At 66.4% G+C, this 13707-nt stretch carries 12 protein-coding genes; 7 read left to right on the top strand and 5 right to left on the bottom strand.

Annotated features, from left to right (window positions below):
• Positions 1-350: 350 nt before the first annotated feature.
• The 5 genes from P6U30_RS25760 (at position 351) to P6U30_RS25740 (ending at position 5445) form a co-directional block, all read left to right on the top strand.
• Positions 351-1295: a DMT family transporter gene (locus P6U30_RS25760; protein WP_407170541.1), complete on the top strand. Its 945-nt coding sequence runs from the start codon at positions 351-353 to the stop codon at positions 1293-1295.
• A gap of 220 nt (positions 1296-1515) precedes the next feature.
• Positions 1516-2598, top strand: coding sequence for a zinc-binding dehydrogenase (locus tag P6U30_RS25755; RefSeq protein ID WP_407165670.1), 1083 nt, complete (start codon positions 1516-1518; stop codon positions 2596-2598).
• Positions 2599-2677: 79 nt separating this feature from the next.
• Positions 2678-3436 carry an SDR family NAD(P)-dependent oxidoreductase gene (locus P6U30_RS25750; protein ID WP_407165669.1) on the top strand — a complete coding sequence of 253 codons (759 nt, stop codon included), beginning with the start codon at positions 2678-2680 and terminating at the stop codon, positions 3434-3436.
• 4 nt (positions 3437-3440) lie between these two features.
• Complete coding sequence (locus tag P6U30_RS25745; protein ID WP_407165668.1) at positions 3441-4700, top strand: NAD(P)/FAD-dependent oxidoreductase; 1260 nt, start codon at positions 3441-3443, stop codon at positions 4698-4700.
• A 76-nt stretch (positions 4701-4776) separates the two neighbouring features.
• Positions 4777-5445 carry an amino acid ABC transporter permease gene (locus P6U30_RS25740; RefSeq protein ID WP_407147594.1) on the top strand — a complete coding sequence of 223 codons (669 nt, stop codon included), beginning with the start codon at positions 4777-4779 and terminating at the stop codon, positions 5443-5445.
• A gap of 77 nt (positions 5446-5522) precedes the next feature.
• Here the strand turns inward: P6U30_RS25740 and P6U30_RS25735 are convergent, their stop codons facing one another.
• Positions 5523-6401, bottom strand: coding sequence for a transporter substrate-binding domain-containing protein (locus P6U30_RS25735; protein WP_407165667.1), 879 nt, complete (start codon positions 6399-6401; stop codon positions 5523-5525).
• Positions 6402-6565: 164 nt separating this feature from the next.
• A complete protein-coding gene (gene ppk2, locus P6U30_RS25730; protein WP_407170540.1) occupies positions 6566-7429 on the bottom strand; it encodes a polyphosphate kinase 2 in 864 nt (287 codons plus the stop codon).
• A 242-nt stretch (positions 7430-7671) separates the two neighbouring features.
• Between ppk2 and P6U30_RS25725 the strand changes: the two genes are divergently transcribed.
• Positions 7672-8844 (top strand): fumarylacetoacetate hydrolase family protein, encoded by a 1173-nt coding sequence (locus P6U30_RS25725; RefSeq protein ID WP_407165666.1) that lies wholly within the window; start codon positions 7672-7674, stop codon positions 8842-8844.
• Between the two features lie 107 nt (positions 8845-8951).
• On the opposite strand, the gene P6U30_RS25720 is transcribed toward P6U30_RS25725, so the two are convergent.
• Both P6U30_RS25720 and P6U30_RS25715 read right to left on the bottom strand, forming a co-directional pair.
• Positions 8952-9347 carry a cupin domain-containing protein gene (locus P6U30_RS25720; protein ID WP_407165665.1) on the bottom strand — a complete coding sequence of 132 codons (396 nt, stop codon included), beginning with the start codon at positions 9345-9347 and terminating at the stop codon, positions 8952-8954.
• A 119-nt stretch (positions 9348-9466) separates the two neighbouring features.
• Positions 9467-10249, bottom strand: a complete 783-nt coding sequence (locus tag P6U30_RS25715; protein WP_407165664.1) for a carboxymuconolactone decarboxylase family protein — start codon at positions 10247-10249, stop codon at positions 9467-9469.
• A gap of 326 nt (positions 10250-10575) precedes the next feature.
• Between P6U30_RS25715 and P6U30_RS25710 the strand changes: the two genes are divergently transcribed.
• A complete protein-coding gene (locus P6U30_RS25710) occupies positions 10576-11478 on the top strand; it encodes a LysR family transcriptional regulator (RefSeq protein WP_407165663.1) in 903 nt (300 codons plus the stop codon).
• Between the two features lie 18 nt (positions 11479-11496).
• Here the strand turns inward: P6U30_RS25710 and P6U30_RS25705 are convergent, their stop codons facing one another.
• Positions 11497-13152, bottom strand: a complete 1656-nt coding sequence (locus tag P6U30_RS25705; RefSeq protein ID WP_407165662.1) for a Spy/CpxP family protein refolding chaperone — start codon at positions 13150-13152, stop codon at positions 11497-11499.
• Between the last annotated feature and the right edge of the window lie 555 nt (positions 13153-13707).

Raw genomic sequence — 13707 nt, 5'->3', positions numbered from 1 at the left:
CGGGTGAGGGGTTGCGCACTATCGTAGGACCTAACCCCCTCACCCGATTTGCTGCGCAAATCGATCTCTCCCCGCTGGGGAGAGGTGAGCAGAAGCTGCAGTCGCGCTGCTGCAATCGCGTTGCGAGGTCCCGGCCCCACACAATTCCTAACAAACTGTTTCAATCGCGCCTGCGCAACGCCTGTGGCAGGCCGCCGCGCGCGCTGACGCATATCCGAGTCCCGTTTTCGGCCATTGTCCTTGCGGCGGAATTGGCGTTTTGTGAAGGCTCAGCAGATTCGTTTTATTTTGCCTCCGAGATTGCCGTGACGCCGCCCCCCGCCGCAGCCGCCAGGCTGGACAGCGCCCTTTTGCCGTTGCCTGAAAAGAAGTCCGTCGCACCGAAAGCGCCTGCGCGCACGGATCGGCCGTTCAAGGGCATCGCGCTGATCCTGCTGTCGACGGTGTTTCTGGGAACCTCCGACGTCACCGCCAAGTATCTGTCCTCGACGCTGCCTTCGATCGAGATCGCCTGGATCCGCTTTCTGGTGTTTGCGCTGATCATGACGCCCGCGATGCTGCCGGGCACGCCGCTGTTCGCGATGCAGAGCCGGCGCCCCGGACTGCACGTGCTGCGCGGCGCGGCGCTGCTCGGTTCCTCGCTGATCTTCATCACCGGGCTCGGCTTCCTGCCGATCGCAGAGGCCTCCGCCACCAGCTTCGTCTCGCCGCTGTTCGTCACCGCGCTGTCGATCGCTTTCCTCGGCGAGAAGGTCGGCCTGCGCCGCTGGATCGCGACCGGGGTCGGGCTCGCCGGCGTGTTCGTCATCCTGCGGCCCGGCACCAGCGCGTTCCATCCCGCGGCATTCTTCCCGATCGCCTCCGCGCTGGCCTGGGCGGCCACGCTGATCATGACGCGCATGATGAGCGGCAGCGAACGCTCGGTCACCGTCATGGCCTATTCGGCAATCACGGGCGCTGCCATCGTCTCCGCATTGGTACCGTTCGTCTGGGTCACGCCGACCTGGCACGACATCCTGTTCGGCCTCCTGATCGGTATTGCGTCTACCGCGGGACAATGGATCGTGGTGCTGGCGTTCCGCTATGGCGACGCCTCGGTGCTCGCGCCGTTCTCCTATACGCAATTGCTATGGGTCAGCATCCTCGGCTTCCTGATCTTTGGCGAAGTGCCGGACCGCTGGACCATCCTCGGGGCCGCCTTCATCGTCGCTTCAGGCCTCTACACCGCGCATCGCGAGCGAATCCGCCGTTCGCAATTGCTCGCGGTGGCCGGCGAGCCGGCGCCCAACGCCTGATTGGTGGCCATGGTGTTGCCGGGCGCCAATCCCGGCAACGGCGCTGTGCGCAGTCATCCTCGGTCGCGTTCTGGAGCGAAACGCCTGTCGCGGACTTGATCCGGAACGGCGACTGGCCGACACTGAAGAGACGTCTCAACGCAAGAATCGGGAGTTTCGGTTCTGATTCAATCAGAATCGATCAGCTCTATAAGTGAGGCGAATCCAGTTGGGAGGAACCATGCGCGCAGCCATCTTCAGGAACGGCGAGATCGTCGTCGACACCTTGCCCGAGCCGAAGCCCGGCACCGGCCAGGTGCTGGTCAAGACGCTCGCCTGCGGCATCTGCGGTTCCGACTTGCACGCGCGTAAGCATGCTCACCGCATGGTGGAGCTGACGAAATTCTTTCCCGGCCGCCAGCCGATGGACCTGTCCCGCGACGTCGTGTTCGGCCACGAGTTCTGCTGCGAAATCCTGGATTACGGACCCAACAGCACGCGCAAGCTGAAGCCAGGGACGAGAGTGTGCTCCGTGCCGGCACTGCTCACGCCGGAGGGACCGCGGGGCGTCGGCTATTCCAACGAGAATGTCGGCGGCTATGCCGAGCAGATCCTGCTCAGCGAGGCGCTGCTGCTTGAGGTGCCGAACGGGCTCGCCGCCGAGCACGCCGCGCTCACCGAGCCGCTTGCGGTCGGCGTGCATGCGGTAGCGAAGGTCGACATTCGCGGCGGCGAGGTGCCGCTGGTGATCGGTTGCGGCCCGGTCGGGCTTGCGGTGATCGCGGCGCTGAAGATCAAGGGTCTCGGTCCGATCGTCGCCGCCGACTACTCACCGGCGCGGCGCCGGCTTGCGGAAAAGATGGGCGCCGATGTCGTCATCGACCCCGCCAAGACCCAGCCCTATGCGAGCTGGGCCGAGCATGCCCAGATGGCGCCGGAGGAGAAAGCCGCGCGGCCGCCCATGCAGGCGATGCTGCCGGCGCTGAAGCCGGCGTTGATCTTCGAATGCGTCGGCGTGCCCGGTGTGTTGCAGCAGGTGTTCGAGGGCGCGCCGCGCGATGCCCGCATCGTGGTGGTCGGCGTCTGCATGGAGACCGATCGCTCCGAGCCGATGCTTGGCATCCTGAAGGAGCTCAACGTTCAGTACGTGCTCGGCTACGCGCCGGAGGAGTTCGCCTATTCGCTGCGCCTGATCGCCGAAGGGCGGGTCGATGCCGCATCGCTGGTGACCGGCCGCGTCGGCATCGACGGCGTGGCGCAGGCCTTCGCCGATCTCGCCAACCCGGAAGCGCACACCAAGATTCTGGTCGAGCCCTGGCGCTAGGCTTTCGGCCATGCGCGTGCCGGTTTGCATTTCGTGACGCCGAACCTATAGTTCGCTGTCTTCGAAAGTGCTGCGGTTCATGCGGGTTTCAATCATCACGGGCGGCGGCTCCGGCATTGGTGCGGCGATCGCGCGGCGTCTGGCCGGGCCCGATCAATGCCTGATGCTGCACGGACAGGGCGCCGAGGCCGCTGGGCGCGAACGGCTGAATGCGGTCGCGGAGAGGTGCCGACGGGTCGGCGCAAAGGTCGCTACCCGTAGCGGCGATCTCGCCAAGGCGGGTAGCGGCGCCGAGCTCGTCAATGCGGCGCGCGCGGAATTCGGGCCGGTCGATGCGATCGTGCATGCGGCCGGCTTTGCCGACCGGCGCGATTTTGCCAGCCTGCCGCGCGAATCGCTGGAGCGGGCCTTCGCGGTGATGGCTGCGGCCTTCCACGAAATGGCGGCCGCCGCACTGCCGGATCTGGCACGCAGCGCACAGGGGCGCGTCGTCGCGGTCTCGAGCTTCGGGGCGCATCGCTTCGTGCCCGGCGGCACCTTTCCCGGATCGGCCGCGGCCAAGGCCGCGCTCGAAGTGCTGGTGAAATCGCTGGCGATCGAGCTCGCCGCCTCGGGCGCCACCGCCAACGCCGTGGTGCCTGGCTATACGCAGAAAGATCCCGGCCTAGTCGGCGCGCTGGATCCCACGGCCTGGGAGCGCGTGGCGAAGGCCAATCCGATGCAGCGGCTGGGCCAGCCCGACGAGGTCGCTGCCGTGGTCGCCTTCCTGCTGTCGCCGGAGGCAGGACACGTCACCGGCACGTTGCTGCCGGTCGATGGCGGCCTGACCCTGACGTGATGACATGACGGAGGGCGCCCCAGGACAACAAGTTGATGTCGTCGTGCTCGGCGCCGGCATGGTCGGCGTCTCCGCGGGCCTCGCGGCGCGACAGCGCGGGCTGTCGGTCATCGTCGTCGACCGCCGTGAGCCCGGCAGCGAAACCTCCTTCGGCAACGCCGGCATTCTCTCATCCGGCTCGATCTTCCCGCTCAACACGCCCGCGCTCTGGAAGAACCTGCTGAAGTACCTGAGCAACCAACATCCGGCGCTGCGCTGGAATCTTCCCTGGGCCGTCGCCAATGCCGGCTGGGTGATGCGCTTCCTTGCCAGCGCTGCACCGTCGCAGACCAAGCCGCGCGCGGTCGCGCTGCACGGGCTGATCTCGACGTCGCTCAAGCTGCATCGCGACTGGATCGTGCAGGCGGGCGCGGGGCATCGTATTCGCGAGACCGGCTGGCTGAAGGCGTGGCGTGGCGACGGAGTCGCCAACGCCAAAGCGGAGCAGGCGGCGCTCGCCGAATACGGCATCAAGAGCGAGGTGCTGGATCGACAGGCGATCTCCGCGCTCGAACCCAACATCATCCCCGCCTACCGTGTCGGCCTGCTGCACACGCAGACGGCATCGGTCGATTCGCCCGGTGCGGTGGTCAGGGACTACGCGAGCATGCTGGCCGGTGGCGGCGGCGCGATCCGGCAATCCGAGATCAGGCAGATCGAGCCGCAGCGCGACGGCTGGCGCGTGCAGCTCGCCGACGGCGAGATCGCGGCGCGCCATGTCGTGGTCGCGCTCGGGCCGTGGTCGGCGGAGCTGCTACGGCCGCTCGGCTATCGCGTGCCGCTGGCGTTCGAGCGCGGCTACCACCAGCATTTCGTGCCGAACCCGGCACGCAAATTGCTGCGCCCGATCCATGATGCGGACGGCGGCTTCGTGATGACGCCGATGGAGCAGGGCATTCGCGTCACCTGCGGCGTCGAGCTGACGGCGCGCGACGCGCCATCGAACTTCTCCCAGCTCGACGTGGTGGTGCCGCTGGCGCGCAGCGTGATCGAGTTCGGCGACGCCGTCGGCGAGCGGTGGCGCGGCGCGCGGCCGACGCTGCCGGACAGCCTGCCGATGATCGGGCCGGCACCGCGGCATCGCGGCCTCTGGCTCGCCTTCGGCAACCAGCACATCGGCTTCACCACGGGTCCCGGCACCGGCGCGGCGATCGCGGCGATGATCGCAGGCGGCGCGCCGCCGTTCGATACACAGGCCTTCGCGCCGAGCCGCTATATTGCGTGACACTCGCCGGTTCGCCTGCAATGCTGGAGCATCGGATGATCGACGGGCGCGAGACTCCCGGCAATCGAGGGGCAGGATGAACTACGTTTGGGATTTCGGCGTCCTTGCCAAGTACAGCCATCTGTTCTGGCTCGGGCTTGGCTGGACCATGGCCTACACGATCGGCACCATCATCCTGGGTACGCTGATCGGGCTGATCGTCGGCATGCTGCGCCTGCGGCGGATTCCGGTGATCGACTGGTTCCTGATCGCCTATATTGAAACGTTCCGCTGCACGCCGCTGCTGGTGCAGATCATCTGGTTCTACTACGCCTTTCCGGTGGTGATCGGCGTCAACATCCCGGCGCATGTCGCGGCAATGAGCGTGCTCTCGCTCTATGGCGGCGCGTTCTACGCCGAGATCGTGCGCGGCAGCATCGAAAGCGTTCCAGTCGGGCAGTGGGATGCCGCCAAGGCGCTCGGCTTCCGCGGCTGGCCGCTGATGCGACTCGTCATCCTGCCGCAGGCGCTGAAGCCGATGATGGCGCCCTATGTCAACCAGTCGGTGACGCAACTGAAGAACACGTCGCTGGTCTCGATCATCGCGGTGCCCGATCTCGTCTACAACGCGACCCTGATCAACGCCGACACCTATCGGCCGCTCGAGGTCTACACGATCGTGGCGCTGATCTATTTCGCGATCCTGTTTCCCTCGACGCTGGTCGCGCGGCATCTCGAGCGCGGGCTGACCTACGACAAGGTGTGAGCGCTGCTCTCCCTCGCGCAAGCGGGGGAGAGGTGTCGCGGAGAACGCGGTTTAATGCGTGCGAAATTCGGCCGCCCTCAAATATTCAACTCCACCGGCACGTCTTCCGGCTTGACGCCGGCGAGGCCGAGGCCCTTGACGAACCATTCGCGCATCTGGCCGATGCCGCGGTTGTAATCGATCCACACCGACAGGAAATCGCGCCAGCGCTTGTCGGCCTCGCGGCGCACCGCGGTGCCGCTCGCGATGGTCACCGAGGGCAATTGCAGGATCTTGTAGGTGCCGAGGTTCGGGTTCTTGGCGATCGCGGTCAGGCCGAGCACGAGCGCGTTGACGACGCAATCGACGCGGCCGGACGACATCTCCAGCATCACCTCGTCGCGCGACTTCAGCGACTTGATGGTGGCATTGGGGGCAAAGCGCCGCGCCACCGCCTCGTTGGCCGAGCCGACGTCGACGGCGATCTTGACTTCGGGCTTGTTGATGTCGGCCCAGGTCTTGGCCTCCATGCCCTTCTTCAGCATCGCGCCGAATGGATGCGGAAACACCAGATGGGTGAAATCGACCACCAGCGCGCGCTGCGGGGTCGGATTGAGCGCGAAGCCGAGGTCGATCTTGTTGGCCTGCAGATCGAGGATCGAGTTGCCGTAGGTCGATTCGACATATTCGAGCTTGACGTCGAGCAGCTTGGCCAGATCGTTCGCCATCTCGATCGAGAAGCCCGACCAGGTGCCGGTGGCGAGATCCTTGTTGAAGTAGGGCAATTCGCCCGGCAGCACGGCGATCCGCAGCACCTTGTTGGCCCTGATCCGGTCGAGCGTGTTGTCGGCTTGCGCCTCAGCCGAAGCCGGAGCTGCCATCGCGGCCGCGAGCGCCGCGCCGCTGCCGATCCCGAGCGCATAGCGCAGCGCGTCGCGGCGGTCTTCGGAAATCTTCATGTCGTCGGATTGAGTCACGTGGGCCTCCCTGCACCAAATCGGGGGGAGCCTAGCGTCGGCCCATGGTTGCAGCAATAGCGCCGCCCTGCGCCATTAGTAGGCGAGTGGCGGCGTCATTGCCTATGTCTTGATCTCTTACCTCGCCCGCAAGCGGGAGAGGGGGCGCAAGTTGCGCGTTGAGATCAGTACCTCGCCGGAACGTACATTTCCGGCGGGATCGGGCCGCGGTGATAGTCCGGGTTGCGCACCCGCGGCGGCAGCACGACCGGATCGTGCGCGACCTGCCGATAGGGGATCTGGCTCAACAGATGCGCAATGCAGTTGAGCCGGGCGCGCTTCTTGTCGACGGCGTCGACGATCCACCATGGCGAATCCGGCAGATGCGTGTGCTCCAGCATCGTCTCCTTGGCCTTGGTGTACTGCTCCCAGCGGCTGCGCGCCTCGACGTCCATCGGGCTCAGCTTCCACTGCTTGAGCGGGTCCTGGATCCGCATCGTGAAGCGAAACTGCTGCTCCTCGTCGGTGATCGAGAACCAGTATTTCAACAGGATGATGCCGGAGCGAATCAGCATGCGCTCGAATTCCGGCACCGACTTGAAGAACTCCTGATACTGCTCCTCGGTGCAGAACCCCATCACGCGCTCGACGCCGGCGCGGTTGTACCAGCTCCGGTCGAACAGCACGATCTCGCCGCCGGCCGGCAGATGCGCGACATAGCGCTGGAAGTACCATTGCGTGCGCTCGCGCTCGCTCGGCGCCGGCAGCGCCGCGATCCGGCAGACGCGCGGATTGAGCCGCTGGGTGATGCGCTTGATGACGCCGCCCTTGCCGGCGGAATCGCGGCCCTCGAACAGGATGACGACCTTCTTCTTCTCGTGCTGGACCCAGTCCTGCAGCTTCACGAGCTCGCCCTGCAGCCGCAGCAATTCGCGGAAATAGAGTTTGCGGTCGAACGCCGGTTCGCCGGACCTTGCCTGGTGGTCGAGGTCGTCGAGCCTGGCATCGTCGAGCTCGAGCTCGAGTTCCTCGTCGAGAGTGTCGGCCATCTCCCGGTGGATGCGCGCGCGCAAGGCTTCGTTATTCAAGGCTTCGTCGTTCAAGGTTTCGTGCTGCTGAGCTTCGTCGGTGAGGGCGGAGGCAGTCATGACGTCCGTCTTTCCATGTCAGGTGGATCGCGCGGGAGCATTGACGGGGCGTGTTACTCTCGTGTGACATCGCGATGACCGCCCCTCACATCGCGGCCATGGCTGTGCTAGGAAGCCGCAACAAGACCAAAAGGGAGATTCCGATGATTTCGCTCACGCCAACAGATGTCCTGCCGGAGGACGCCACCCGCGGCACGCTGGTCGGGCGGGTTTGGCTGCCGCAGGCCGGCGGCCCGGCCGTGGTGGCGGTCCGCGAAGACGGCGTGTTCGACGTCACCGCGCGCTTTCCGACGGTCAGCGCGCTGTGCGAGGAACAGGATCCCGCCGCCGCCTTGCGCGCCACCAGGGGCGAACGGATCGGCGACCTTGCGGCGATCCTCGCCAACACGCCGCCCGACGGCCGCGACCGGCAAAAGCCGTGGCTGCTGGCGCCGGTCGACCTGCAGGTGCTGAAGGCGGCCGGCGTTACCTTCGCGATCTCGATGCTGGAGCGTGTGATCGAGGAGCGGGCGCGCGGCAATCCGTCGTCGGCAGAGGCGATCCGCAAGGAGGTGGTGCGCCTCGTCGGCGACGATCTCTCCAAGCTGAAGCCGGGCTCGGCGGAGGCGATGAAGCTCAAGCAGGTGCTGATCGAGCAGAACGCCTGGAGCCAGTATCTCGAAGTCGGCATCGGTCCCGACGCCGAGGTGTTCACCAAGGCGCCGACGCTGTCGTCGGTCGGCACCGGCATGGATGCCGGGCTGCATCCGAAGTCGACCTGGAACAATCCGGAGCCGGAGGTCGTGCTCGTCGTCTCCAGCACCGGCCGGATCGCCGGCGCGGCGCTCGGCAACGACGTCAATCTGCGCGACTTCGAGGGCCGCTCGGCGCTGCTGTTGTCGAAGGCCAAGGACAACAACGCGTCCTGCGCGATCGGCCCGTTGCTGCGGCTGTTCGACCAGACCTTCACGCTCGACGACGTGCGCAGGATGGATGTCGGCCTGACCGTGACGGGGACCGACGGCTTCGTGCTCGAGGGCCATTCCTCGATCAGCAAGATCAGCCGCGATCCAACCGATCTCGTCGCACAGACCATCGGTGCCGTGCATCAATATCCCGACGGCTTTGCGCTGTTCCTCGGCACGATGTTCGCGCCGGTCAAGGACCGCGACGCACCGGGCCAAGGCTTCACCCACAAGCGCGAGGACATCGTCACCATCGCCGCGCCGCAGCTCGGCAAGCTCGTCAACCGCATGCGCGGCAGCGATGAATGCGAGCACTGGACGTTCGGCGTCGGCGCGCTGATGAAGAACCTGGCGCAGCGCAAGGTGATCTGAGCGCACAATCCGTAGGGTGGGCAAAGCGAAGCGTGCCCACCTTTCAAGTGCTCAGCTCGCGAGGGTGGGCACGCTTGCGCTTTGCTCGCCCTACAATCGCTTTCCGATCACTTGCGATACTGCGCGTCGCTGACCTTTTCCAGCCAATCGACATTCTTGCCGTCGAGCGTCTCCTGGATCGCGACGTGCGTCATCGCGGTGGTCGGCGTCGCGCCGTGCCAGTGTTTCACGCCGGGCGGAAACCACACGACGTCGCCAGGCCGGATCTCCTCGATCGGCCCGCCTTCACGCTGCGCCCAGCCGCAGCCGGCGGTGACGATCAGGGTCTGGCCGAGCGGATGGGTGTGCCAGGCGGTGCGCGCGCCGGGTTCGAACGTCACGCTGGCGCCGCCGACGCGCGCCGGCTCCGGGGCCTGGAACAGCGGGTCGACCCGGACGGTGCCGCTGAAATAATCATCCGGTCCCTTGCGGGACGGCTGCGATCCAATTCGGGTGATCTGCATGCTGTTGCTCCTGTGGTCCGTTGTCTGGATTGACACTGCGCCGCCGGCCGGCCGCAGCGACATCAACGCGGCAAGCGTCCCGCCGGTGCCTACGAGCAGGCCGCGTCTCGACAGCGAGGTCATCGCGGCCGCTGCGCAATGACATCCTTGACGACCGGCAGCGCCGAGAACGCATTCGGCCACCCGGCGTAGAAAGCGAGCTGGGCGAGCATCTCGCCGGCCTCGGCCTTGGTCAGGCCGTTATCCATGGCGCGGTTGAGATGGTAGGTGATCTGCGCCACCTGTCCGGTCGCGACCAGCGCGCTGACCGTGACGAGGCTGCGGTCGCGCGGCGCGAGCCCAGGCCGCAGCCAGAGATCGCGGAACAGGACGTCGGCGGTGTATTGCACAAGGCCCGGCGCCACGTCGCCGGATTGCTGCGCAACACGTGTCGCACGCTGTGCCTCGGCTGCCTCGTCGAGCGGAAGCCGCGGGCCCGAGGCCGGCGGAAGCTGATCGGCTCCGATCTTGCGCGCCGCAAACACGTCCTTGGCGATGGCAACCGCCGACATCGCGTTGGCCCATCCCGTGTAGAAGGCAAGATGGGTGATGGTCTCGGAGATCTCGGCCGGCGTCAGGCCACTGTCGAGCGCGCGATCGAGGTAGAAGGCGAGCTCGATCGTCTGGTTGCGCGCAATCAGCGCCGCGAGCGTGACCAGGCTGCGGTCGCGCGGTGACAGGCCGGGACGCTTCCACAGATCACCGAGCAGGATTTTCTGGCGATATGTCTCCAGCACGGGCGCGACGGCCCTGATGTCGTCGATATTGGGCATGGCTCTTGATCCTTGTGGTGGCTGTTGCCCCAACGCTGGGGGCGAGGCGATCAGGCAAGTGGCAACAATTGCGGCGGCTATCCGGTTCACGGTCATCTCCGGTCAAGTTCGCGCGTTCGAGCCGCCGGCCGTATCAGGCGGAGCGCGAGGCAAGCTCCGCTCAGCACGATCAGCGGGCTGGCAGGGAACACGGCGTTGAGCCCGGCGGCTCCGGCGATCAGCCCGAGCAGCGGCGCGGTGACCCCGAGCGCAAGGTCCAGGCATGCGGTGTAGGCGCCGGTGCGGCGCCTCGCCTATCTGACGTCGTAACGGACATGGCAGGTGTGGCTGAAATCTCTGTTGCGCTGAAGCTAGCGCTTCCGCCCCTTGCGGATTAGATGATGAAAACTGCATGCATTCATGAGGCCTGCTAATCAATGGACCGGGATAATGCGAGCGATCTGCTCGTCTTCCTTGCTGTGGCGCGGGAGCGGAGCTTTACGCGCGCCGCGGCGAAGCTCGGCCTGTCGCAGTCGGCGCTGAGCCAGATCGTGCGGGCGCTGGAGGAGCGGCTCGGGGTCAGGCTGTTGAGCCGCACCACCCGCAGCGTCGCGCCGACGTTGGCCGGCGAGCGGCTGTTGCGCACAATCGGGCCGAAGTTCGACGAGATGGATGGCGAACTCGCCGCGCTCAGCGCGCTGCGCGAGAAACCGGCCGGCACCATCCGCGTAACCTCGACCGAGTATGCGGCCGAGGCCATCCTGATGCCGGCGTTGCGCGCGATCCTGCCGAAATATCCTGACATCAACGTGGAGGTCGTGATCGACTACGGGCTGAGCAACATCGTCGCCGAGCAATATGACGCCGGCATCCGTCCCGGCGAGCTGGTCGCGAAGGACATGATCGCGGTCCGGGTCAGTCCGGACCTGCGTATGGCGGTGGTCGGCTCGCCCGACTACTTCGCGGCGCGCAAGAAGCCGCGCACGCCGCAGCAACTGACCGAGCACAATTGCCTCAACCTGCGCCTGCCGACCCATGGCGGCCGGCTCTATGCGTGGGAGTTCGAGAAGAACGGACGTGAGCTCAATGTACGCGTCGAGGGCCAGCTCGTGTTCAACGGCTCCGGCACGCTGCTGAGCGCCGCGCTGAACGGGCTTGGCCTTGCCTATCTGACCGAAGGGCAGGCGAAGCCGCATCTTGCGGCCGGCCGGCTGGTGCGCGTGCTGGCCGACTGGTGCCCGCCGTTCTCCGGCTATCACCTCTATTATCCGAGCCGCCGGCAGGCCTCACCCGCGTTCTCGCTGCTGGTCGAGGCGCTGCGATACCGCGGGAAGGTGTGAGACAAGCGAGCGCGAGCCTCACAAGCCCATCATCCGGAAGATCATGCCGCCGATATTGGGCCCGTGACGGTGGCGGCGATGATGGCTGCGCCGTGGCTCCTCGGTATCAGCGGCCATCGCCGTTGCGCCGCCATTGTGCTCGGGGCCAACAGCGTCGAACGCGGCCTTCTGCTCGTCGCTGAGCGAGTTGTAGAAGCTGTCGAGCGCCGGACGTACCGTCCCGATCGCCTGAAGCATCGTATCGAGCCTTGCGTCCACGGCCGCAAGCCGCGCCGGCGGCGTGCGCGCGTCGGTGGGCGGGCAGGACGATTTCAGCATATCCTCGGCCTTCGTCGTGGCATCGCGCAGCGCGGCGAGGCTGGCGCGCTGGGCGTCGGTCGGCTTCACATTGCGTTCGATGAGATCACCAGGCCATTCGATGGCGGCGGGCTGCGCTGGGTTGCAGGTCGCGGTATCAGCGGTGCTTTCGCGCGGTGCTCGTCCGCGGCGGGCGCGCTGCTGGTCGGCCACCAGCGCGGTCACCTTGGCCTTCTGGTCGTCGTTCAACAGCCCATAGAACTTGTCGAGCGGCGGCCGCAGCGTCTCCACCGCGCTGCGCATGGCCTCGAGGCGCTGTTGCATCGCAGCCAGCCGGCTCGGCGCAGTCAGCGGCACGTCCTTCGGGCACGAATTGAGGATGATCTCGGAGGCCTGCTGCGAGGCGGCAGCGAGGTCGTCCAGCGCAGCGCTCTGCTCGGCGTTGGGATCGATCGCGCTGCGGAACTGGTCAATCGGGAAGCCTGCGATGTTACGACTGTCGCTGCCGCACATGTCGGCAAGAGTAGCCGTGCCGGAACGGTTGGACGTGGTCGGCTGCCGTGAACCGCCGCGGCCCGGCAGGTAGTCGGCATAGCCGTTCAAGGCATCGTAATCATAGGGACCGAACAGGCCGGCATAGATGTCGCCGTAACCGTAGTCCCAGAAATACGGGTCATAGCCCCAGCCCCACCAGGTGTAGTCATAGAGATCGTAATAGGCGTAGGGCCAGAACACCGGGCCGACCCAGCCGTAGCCGCCATGTGGATGGCGCCACCACCAGTCTCCGCCGCGATATCCAAACGCGGCCCCCGCAGCGGCCGTGGTAATCGCGGCACGCGCCATCGGGTTGCGCAAGCCGCCGGGCGTGTGCATGGCGGCCGTGATCCGACGCGACGACAGTGTGCGGCCCACAGCGCTGGCGTTGCGCCGCATCACGGCGGCCGATGGCGCGTGGCGGCTCGCAGCTACGCCGTGTGAGACGGCAGGATTGTGGGTGATGGCGGGATTGCGGGTGGCGTGAAATTGCCGCGCGCCGCCGCCGCGGCCGGCCGCTGGAGCGGCACGAGGCGCGGCATGAATGGTGTGAAAGCCGCCGCCGCGAACGCCTCCGCCATGGAAACCGCCGGCGCCGGGCCCGCCGGCGTGGAAGCCACCACCGCCGCGGAAGCCGCCGCCTCCGCCAGCGTGGAAACCTCCACCGCCACCGTGAAAGCCGCCGCCCCCGCCGTGAGATCCGCCACCCCCGCCACCACCATGACCTCCGCCGCCTCCGCCGCCACGGGCTGCATCGGCAGAATCCGCAAGCAGCGCCGCCGACGCTGCTACGAGAATTGCGACCAGCGCCAACCACAAATATTTGCGAGCAGGTCCAGTCATGGTGGGTCTCACCTCCGGTCAAGGCACTCAATAAGGCGCAACATCAACACGCTACGGTGCCGCCCGGTTCCCGCTGCCGGCAACTCCGTGCGAGCGCGGCCCTCCGAAATTCGGTTCTGTGCTGACGGCCGCGAGGCCTTGCGAACAAGCAAGAGCAGTTTCGGGAATATCTGGACGGGTTACCTCATAAAGAGGTCATGAAATCGAACAAAGCGTTTCCCTTCACGCTGCAAACCGCGCACGCTGTGATGAACGACGCAGAGAGCTTGATCGGAGGAGCCCATGCCAAGGCAGTTCGGCCTGAAACAGGTCACGGCAGCGGAACGATCGGCCTCGGCGTTGTCGGCTCACGGTTCGCTCGAGGTGCCTCAGCCCGTGGCGCGAGAGAAGCCGTCGTCACGCGCGCAAACGTCTCCGCAGCCCGAGCCTCTCTATGCGCCCGCAAGTTGGCGGGGCAAGGCTGACCGGCGCTGCATTTCCGCCGATTGACTCCGTGCCTCGCCGCGCGGCGAAACGAGATACAAAGCTCGGCCAATTCATGTCGCGAGAACGCGG

Origin of the sequence: Bradyrhizobium sp. ORS 111, assembly GCF_045571485.1 — a bacterium.
Lineage (GTDB): Bacteria > Pseudomonadota > Alphaproteobacteria > Rhizobiales > Xanthobacteraceae > Bradyrhizobium.
The sequence above is the reverse complement of the archived record's forward strand: the minus strand, read 5'-3'. Positions and strand labels throughout refer to the sequence as shown.